Raw genomic sequence first — 7946 nt, forward strand, 5'->3', positions numbered from 1 at the left:
AGTTAGGGGTTTGCAGCACCACCGGCTGGCCCGGTTGTACAAAGGCGTGCAGCGCCATGTTGAAGCCGGGCTCGACGCCGGGCAGGAATAGCAACTCTTCAGGTTGTACACGCCAGGCGTACTTGGCCCACAGGTCGGCCACGATGGCTTCGCGTACATCCGGGCCGGCCACGCTATAGCCGAGAATCTGCTGCTCCAGACGCTGGTGCAGGGCTTGCAGCACCGCGGGCGGTGCGGCGATGTCCATGTCGGCGATCCACATCGGCAACACGTCTTTCGGGTAGCGGCTCCACTTGGTGCTGCCGGTGCCGAGGCGTGGGTGGATCGTGTCGAAATCAAAGCTCATGGGCGACTCGTATCAGGGAGGCGGGCAAAGAATGGCGCCGATTCTAGCGCCATTAATTTTATAGGCCAGTGCTGATTGCCGCAGACAGTTGTTGGTGGGCCTGTTCCAGTGCGCGATTGACCGCTTCTTCCCCGCGTACCATGGCCGGCAGGTAGGTAAACTCCACTGAGCGAATCCCGACCGTCGCCAGAATGGCCGTCAGGTAAGGCGTGAGAAAGTCCGGCTCGTGGCCCTTGCGCGCATTGCCGGAACTGACGAGTACAAAGGTGCGCCGGTCTTGCAGCAGGCCGACCTTTTCGAACTGCGGGTTGACCGTGAAGCTGCGGTGGATACGCACCACATGGTCGATCCAGGCCTTGAGTGTCGCTGGCACGGTGAAATTGTGTACCGGGGTGCACAGGATCAACAGGTCGCAGGCTTCCAGTTCCACGATCAACTGCTCCGACAGCGCCGTTGCGCTGCCACTCAGGCCGCCCGGTGTGGTCAAGGCGTTGGCATATTCCCGGGTCAACGGCGGGAGCGCCTGGCCGCTGTAGTCGCGTTCGATGATATCGGCGTCCGGCACCAGGTCGCGCAGCAGTGCACGGGCCAGCTTGAAGGTTTGTGCGGCTTTGCCATGGGGGCTGAAACTGAGCAACAGGGCACGGGTCATGGGTTCAAATCCTGGGAAAAGTGCATGCCAAGTGGCAACAGCCCTTGGCGGAAATAGAAGCGTTGGGCCAGGGCCATGTGCATGCCGGTGTCCAACACCAAGTAACGATAGCCACGGGCCCGGGTTTCTTCGCGCACGCGCTCAAGCAACTGCTCGCCCAGGCGACGACGCTGCAAGGCGACATCCACGACCAGGTCATCGACGTAGATGAAGCGGCCATACAGGGTGTTTTCCGTCAGCCGATAACCAACCAGGCCGATCACCTTGCCCTGTTCACGGGCGGCCAGCAGTTGGTAGCCGTTCTGCCGCTGGCGTTGGACTTGCTCGGCGAAGGCAACGGCATCGGTCAAGTGCGGGCGCAGTTGCTGCATCACCGCAAAGCTGGCGATGCAATCGGCTTCAGTGTATATCGGCGCAAATTCGACGTGCTCATTCATGGTCTTGATTCACCAAGTGGGCTTTGACGGCGGCTGGCACTTTGCGAAAGCTGATGGCGACGCGGTTCAGGGCGTTCATCAGGGCAATCGCCAGGGTCAAGTCGGCCACTTGTTTTTCATTGAACAGGGCCGTGATCTTGGCGTATTCGGCGTCCGGTACTTGAGTCTGGGCTACCTGGGTGACCACCTCGGCCCAGGCCAGGGCGGCGGATTCGCGCGGCGTGAACAGCGGCAGTGCTTCGTGCCAGGCGGCGACCAACATCAGTTTCTCCAGGCTGACGCCTTGCTTGAGCAGGTCACGGGAGTGGGAGTCCAGGCAGTAGGCACAGCCATTGAGCTGGGAAACCCGCAGGTACACCAGGTCGATCAATTCTTTCTCCAGGCCGCAGCCATGGATATAGCTGTGCACTGAACCCAGGGCGTTGTAGCCCGCTGGGGCGGCTTGGGCGTAATCGAGGCGGTGTTTCATGGTTGGTCCTTACATGCGTTAAGCGATGCGCCATTTTCGGTGGCACAAGGGCCGCTCGACAGGGGCATGATTGGACAAGTGGGTTGGGACATGATCAGACTTCGGCCTGTTTCCCTGTCGAGCCCACCCGTGATGCCAGCACTGCCCAAGTACCAGGAAATCTATCGGCGCTTTCGCCTGGCCATTGACCAGGGCCAATTGGCCCCCGGTGATCGCGTGCCGTCCGTGCGCAGCCTGGCGTTGGAACTCAAGGTGGCGCGGGGCACGGTGGAGACGGCGTATCAATTGCTGGTCAGCGAAGGCTTTTTTGAGGCGCGTGGCCAGGCCGGGACAGTGATTGCGCCGTCGCTGCCGCAGGTGTCCGTCAAGCCGTTGCCGATGGTTGAGCCTGCCGCACGCGGCCCCTCGGCGCTGCAAATGGGCTTGCCGGCCCTGGATGCATTCCCACGCAAGCTATGGTCGCGCTTGGTGACTCAGCAAGTCCGTCGCACTGACGCCGACAGCCTGGCGATGGGCGACGTGCGCGGCGCCCAGGCCCTGCGTGTGGCAATCGCCAGCTACCTGGCGCTGTACCGCGGCGTGGAGTGCACGCCACAACAGGTATTCGTGTGTGCGGGCTATGCCGGGTGCCTGACGCTGCTGTGCGATGCGCTGCAGATGGCAGGGCAACGTTGCTGGTTTGAAGACCCCGGGTATTTGCACGGGCGCCAGTTGTTGACCCACCACGGCGTGGAGCTGGTGCCGGTGCCCGTGGACCGTGACGGGCTGGACGTGGCGCAAGGTATTCGACTCGGCGCGCAGGCGCGGTTGGCAGTGGTTACACCGGCGCATCAAAGCCCGCTGGGCGTAGCCTTGAGCCGGGAGCGGCGGCTGGCCTTGTTGACGTGGGCCCGGGAGCAGGGCGGTTGGGTGGTCGAGGATGATTACGACAGTGAGTTCCGCTACCGGGGCCAGCCCCTGGCGGCACTCAAAAGCCAGGATGGTGATGACCGGGTGATCCATGCCGGGAGCTTCAGCAAGATGTTGTTTCCGGGGTTGCGCCTGGGCTACCTGGTGGTACCCACGTCGCTGGTGGCGACCTTTGAACGCAGTGCCGAGGCATTGCAGCAACGCAGTCCGCAGCTGCTGCAACTGACCACTGTGGACTTTATGGAGCAGGGGCATTTCACCCGGCATCTAAAGAAGATGCGCCAGTTGTATGCGCAGCGCCATGGATGGCTGGTCAACGCGTTGGGAATACATTGCGCGGGCTTTTTGCGGGTGGATGAGCAAGCAGGGGGGATTAATCTGCTGGCGCGGCTAGAGGTGGCGGTATCGGACCACGCCGTGGCCGAAGCGGCGAACGCGGCGGGTTTGGCGATACAGGCGCTGTCAGGGTGGACGATGGGGGCTCATCGGGAGCAGGGCTTGTTGATGGGGTTTACCAACGTCGCCACGCAACAGCACGCCGCTGAGTTGGCTGTGCGGCTACGCCGTGTGATTGAGGCGTTATCGTTCTGTGACCGACAAGTTCTGTAATAAAAACGCCATTGCACTGGGGATTAAAACAGGGAGGGGCTATTTTGGTGCGTCTCAATAACCAGAGTAGCCATGGATGAAATACCAACCCTTCAGCCGTACTTTGATTGCCACTGCGCTGGTGTTGACGGTCAGCGGTGTGCAGGCCGCTTCACAGGCTCCGGTGGCCGGTGAAAATGGCATGGTGGTGACCGCCCAGCATTTGGCCACTCATGTGGGTGTGGATGTACTCAAGGCTGGCGGCAATGCGGTGGATGCGGCCGTTGCGGTCGGCTATGCGCTGGCGGTGGTGTACCCGGCCGCCGGTAACCTGGGCGGTGGCGGGTTCATGACCGTACAACTGGCCGACGGGCGCAAGACCTTCCTCGACTTCCGTGAAAAAGCCCCGCTGGCGGCCACCGCCGACATGTATCTGGACAAAGACGGCAAGGTCATCGACGGCCTCAGCGCCAAGGGCCACCTGGCGGTCGGTGTGCCCGGCACCGTGTCCGGCATGGAACTGGCGTTGAGCAAATACGGCACCCTCAAGCGCGCCCAGGTGATTGCTCCGGCGATAAACCTGGCGGAAAACGGCTTCGAACTGGAACAAGGCGACATCGACTTGCTGCACACCGCCACCGGTGAGTTCGAAAAAGATCAGGACATGCGCGGGATTTTCCTGCACAACGGCCAACCGATGCAGGTCGGCCAGAAGCTGGTGCAGAAAGACCTGGCCAAGACCCTCAAGGAAATTTCCGCCAAGGGCACCGACGGTTTCTATAAAGGCTGGGTCGCCAAGGCCCTGGTGGATTCCAGCCAGGCCGGCAAGGGCATCATCACCCAGGCTGACCTCGACAAGTACAAGACCCGCGAGCTGGCGCCCATCGAGTGCGATTACCGGGGCTATCACGTGGTCTCGGCGCCGCCTCCGAGCTCAGGTGGTGTGGTGATCTGCCAGATCATGAACATCCTCGAAGGCTATCCGATGGCCGACCTCGGCTATCACTCGGCCCAAGGCCTGCACTACCAGATCGAAGCGATGCGCCACGCCTACGTGGACCGTAACAGCTACCTTGGCGACCCGGATTTCGTGAAGAACCCGATCGCTCATCTGCTGGACAAGGACTATGCCGCCAAGCTGCGTGCCGCCATCGAACCGCAGAAAGCCGGCGACTCTCAGGCGATCAAGCCGGGCGTGTCGCCTCATGAAGGCAATAACACCACGCACTATTCCATCGTCGACAAGTGGGGCAACGCGGTCTCGGTGACTTACACCCTCAACGACTGGTTCGGTGCCGGGGTGATGGCGAGCAAGACCGGGGTGATTCTCAACGACGAAATGGACGACTTCACCGTCAAGGTCGGTGTGCCGAACATGTACGGCCTGGTCCAGGGTGAAGCCAACGCCATCGCGCCGGGCAAGGCGCCGCTGTCGTCGATGAGCCCGACCATCGTGACCAAGGATGGCAAGGCGGTGATGGTGGTAGGGACACCCGGTGGCAGTCGCATCATCACGGCCACCTTGCTGACCATCCTCAATGTCATCGACTACAAGATGAACATCCAGGAAGCCGTGGACGCGCCGCGTTTCCACCAGCAGTGGATGCCTGAGACCACTAACCTTGAGACCTTCGCGGTGAGCCCGGATACCCAGAAGATCCTGGAAAGTTGGGGCCATAAGTTTGCCGGTCCCCAGGACGCCAACCACTTGGCCGCGATCTTGGTAGGCGCACCATCCCTGGGTGGCAAGCCGGTCGGCAACAACCGCTTCTATGGCGCGAATGATCCGCGTCGCAATACCGGTCTGTCTCTGGGCTACTAAAGCCTGACGCGCTCAAAAATGTGGGATCGGGCTTGCCCGCGAAGACGGTGTATCAGCACCCTAATTAGTTGGCTGACACACTGCCATCGCGGGCAAGCCCGCTCCCACAGGTTATGGCAGAAGCAGCTGTTCCACTGCTGTAAACGCTGCCCGCCTGCGCTCGTCCCAATCCCCTCGAATCACCACCACCGGCTGCCGATGCTGCTGCATCCATTCCAGGCTGCCTTGGAAAAACGCCTGACGATCCGCCAGCTCCGGTTGGCAACGCTGACCGTCGGCAGTCCATTCCACATCTTCCGGCGACAGCAGCAGGTGCAGGTCGTAGTGACGGGCCAGCAGTTCGCTGTCGAGCCATGCCGGGTAGTCGCCGAACAGGGTTTGGCTCCACAGCTTGTTGGTCAGCAGGTGGGTGTCGAGGATCAACAGGTTGGGCTGTTCTGCGCGGGCGGCGTCTTCCCAGGCCAGTTGGCCACGGGCGATGGCCGGAATGTCGGCCAGGGTGGTGTCGCGCTGGTGGTGGTCGATGAAATAGCGCACGTATTCGCCGACCATCAGCCCGCCGAAGTGCGTTTGCAACTCTGTGGCCAGCCAGCTTTTGCCGCTGGACTCCGGGCCTGCCAGTACCACCACTTTCATGCGTGCAACGCCGGGTCGGCGCGCCATTCACGCCAGCCTTGCACGGCGATCACGGTGAACAGCGCATAGAGCGCGGCGGTCAGGTACAACCCTTTGTAGAGGAACAGCCCGACGAAGATCACGTCCACGGCGATCCACAACGGCCAGCACTGCACACGCTTTTGCGCCATCCACATTTGTGCCACCAGGCTGAAACCGGTGAGGGCGGCGTCGAGCCAGGGTTGAGCGGCGTCGGTCCAATGGGCCATGGCGGCGCCGAGCAACAGGCTGAATACCGCGCCGACGGCCAGGCTGGTCATGATCGCAGGCCAGCCCAGGCTGGTGACCATACGGCCTTGCTTGACCTCGCCGGCGCGGGTCCATTGCCACCAACCGTAGAGCTGCAGGCCGGCGTAGACCACCTGCAGCAGCATGTCGGAATAGAGTTTTACGTCGAAGAACACCCAGGTGTAGAGCAACACCATCACCAGCCCGATGGGCCAGCACCAGGGGTTTTGTTTGACCGTCAGCCAGACAGCGATCACCCCCAGGGCGGCGGCGAACAGTTCAAGCCCGGACATGGCGGTTCCTTGGGAGAGTCGAAAAGGGCGGTGATTGTAACTTCAAAATGTGGAAGGACCAATGTGGGAGGGGACAGCCCCCTCCCACAGGCTGAAACGAGCTAGACCTTGAATTGGCGCAGGAGCCCGTCGAGTTGTTCGCTCAGACCGCGCAAATGCGCGCTGGCCACGCTGGATTGTTCTGCCGCCAAGGCTGTGCTGTGGGACAACCCGGCCGCTTGGGTGACGTTCTGGTTGATGTCTTCCACCACATGGGCCTGTTGCAAGGTGGCGCTGGCAATCGAGGCGTTCAGCCCGTTGAGGTTGCGTAGCGCCTGGCCGATGGCATTCAGGCTGGCACCGGCCTGGCCGGCTTGTTCTATGGTCTGTTGTGAGGCGCTGTGGCTGTCGCTGATGACTTTGACCGCCGCTTCGGAGTGGCCTTGCAGGCGTTCGATCATCACCTGGATTTCCGCAGTGGATTTTTGCGTGCGCTGGGCCAGCAGGCGCACCTCATCGGCCACTACAGCAAAACCACGACCTTGCTCACCGGCGCGTGCGGCTTCGATCGCAGCGTTGAGGGCCAGCAGGTTGGTCTGGTCGGCGATGGAGCGGATCACTTCGAGCACACTACCGATCTGGGTGCTTTCGCTGGACAGGATGCGGATCACCTCAACGGCCTGGTTGATGGTGCCGGAGAGCTGGTCAATCTGTTGCAAGCTGCCGTCGATATTCACCTGGCCCTGTTGTGCCTGGGCTTGGGCGTCGCGCATCTCGCTCGCGGCGTGCTCGGCGTTTTTCGCCACGTCCTGCACGCCATAGGTGACTTCATTGATGGCGGTGGCGACCAACTCCATTTGCTGCGACTGCTGCTGGCTGCGGTCATAGGCCTGGCTGGCGTTGGTGCCCAGCTCCGTGGACGACTGGCCCAGGGCATTGGCGCACGTCTGCAACTGGCTGACCACCTGGCGCAGCTTGGTGGTGAAGGCGTTGAAGTGCTGGGACAGTTGGGTGACTTCGTCGCGCCCGTGGGTGTCGAGGCTGCGGGTCAGGTCGCTTTCGCCACTGGCGATATTGGCCATGGCATTCACGGCCTGTTGCAAAGGGTGCACGATGCTGCGGGCGATCAGCACCACCAACAGCGCCATCAGCACGGCAATGGTCAAGCCGATGAACGAGGCTTTCCACACCTGCACCTTGAATTCGGCTTGGACATCATCCACGTACACGCCGGAGCCGATGATCCAGCCCCATGGCTCGAACAGTTGGATATACGAGGTTTTTTCCACGGGCGCTTCGGCCCCCGGTTTCGGCCAGCGATAGTTGACGATGCCGGCGCCCTTGGCCTTGGCCAGGATCACGAATTCATTGAACACCGCAAACCCGTCCGGGTCGCGAATCGCCGAGAGGTTCTGGCCATCCAGCTTGGGGTTGGCGGCGTGCATGATCATCACGGGCGTGAGGTCGTTGATCCAGAAATAATCATCGTGGTCATAGCGCAACCCACGTACTGCGCTCAAGGCCTGCTGTTGGGCCGCTTCCCGGGTC

Annotated in this window: 8 protein-coding genes and 1 pseudogene; 2 read left to right on the forward strand and 7 right to left on the reverse strand. The window is 61.8% G+C overall.

Annotated elements, in window-relative coordinates; genetic code table 11:
• The 4 genes and pseudogenes from ACRESD_RS22980 to ACRESD_RS22995 form a co-directional block, all read right to left on the reverse strand.
• Positions 1–346, reverse strand: a pseudogene (locus tag ACRESD_RS22980) (aminotransferase); the annotation flags it as partial.
• Positions 347–404: 58 nt separating this feature from the next.
• Positions 405–998, reverse strand: a complete 594-nt coding sequence (locus tag ACRESD_RS22985; protein ID WP_431753002.1) for an FMN-dependent NADH-azoreductase — start codon at positions 996–998, stop codon at positions 405–407.
• On the reverse strand, positions 995–1435 hold the full coding sequence (locus ACRESD_RS22990) for a GNAT family N-acetyltransferase (RefSeq protein WP_431753003.1): 441 nt from the start codon (positions 1433–1435) through the stop codon (positions 995–997). The genes ACRESD_RS22985 and ACRESD_RS22990 overlap by 4 nt, the downstream gene beginning before the upstream one ends.
• Positions 1428–1904, reverse strand: coding sequence for a carboxymuconolactone decarboxylase family protein (locus tag ACRESD_RS22995; protein WP_431753004.1), 477 nt, complete (start codon positions 1902–1904; stop codon positions 1428–1430). The genes ACRESD_RS22990 and ACRESD_RS22995 overlap by 8 nt, the downstream gene beginning before the upstream one ends.
• A 132-nt stretch (positions 1905–2036) precedes the next feature.
• On the opposite strand from ACRESD_RS22995, the gene ACRESD_RS23000 reads away from it, so the two are divergent.
• Positions 2037–3422: a PLP-dependent aminotransferase family protein gene (locus ACRESD_RS23000; protein ID WP_431753008.1), complete on the forward strand. Its 1386-nt coding sequence runs from the start codon at positions 2037–2039 to the stop codon at positions 3420–3422.
• Between the two features lie 76 nt (positions 3423–3498).
• Positions 3499–5223, forward strand: a complete 1725-nt coding sequence (gene ggt / locus ACRESD_RS23005) for a gamma-glutamyltransferase (RefSeq protein WP_431753005.1) — start codon at positions 3499–3501, stop codon at positions 5221–5223.
• Between the two features lie 111 nt (positions 5224–5334).
• Here ggt and ACRESD_RS23010 read toward each other — a convergent pair whose 3' ends face one another.
• The 3 genes from ACRESD_RS23010 to ACRESD_RS23020 all read right to left on the reverse strand — a co-directional run.
• On the reverse strand, positions 5335–5859 hold the full coding sequence (locus ACRESD_RS23010) for an AAA family ATPase (RefSeq protein WP_431753009.1): 525 nt from the start codon (positions 5857–5859) through the stop codon (positions 5335–5337).
• Entirely contained in the window at positions 5856–6419 is a 564-nt protein-coding gene (gene pnuC, locus ACRESD_RS23015; protein ID WP_431753006.1) for a nicotinamide riboside transporter PnuC, read from the reverse strand. Before pnuC ends, ACRESD_RS23010 begins: the two co-directional genes overlap by 4 nt.
• Before the next feature lie 101 nt (positions 6420–6520).
• The coding region (locus ACRESD_RS23020) for a methyl-accepting chemotaxis protein (RefSeq protein ID WP_431753007.1) at positions 6521–7946 on the reverse strand (1426 nt) is incomplete at its 5' end.

It is taken from the genome of Pseudomonas sp. (assembly GCF_050739995.1).
In the GTDB taxonomy this organism is placed as follows: Bacteria; Pseudomonadota; Gammaproteobacteria; order Pseudomonadales; family Pseudomonadaceae; genus Aquipseudomonas.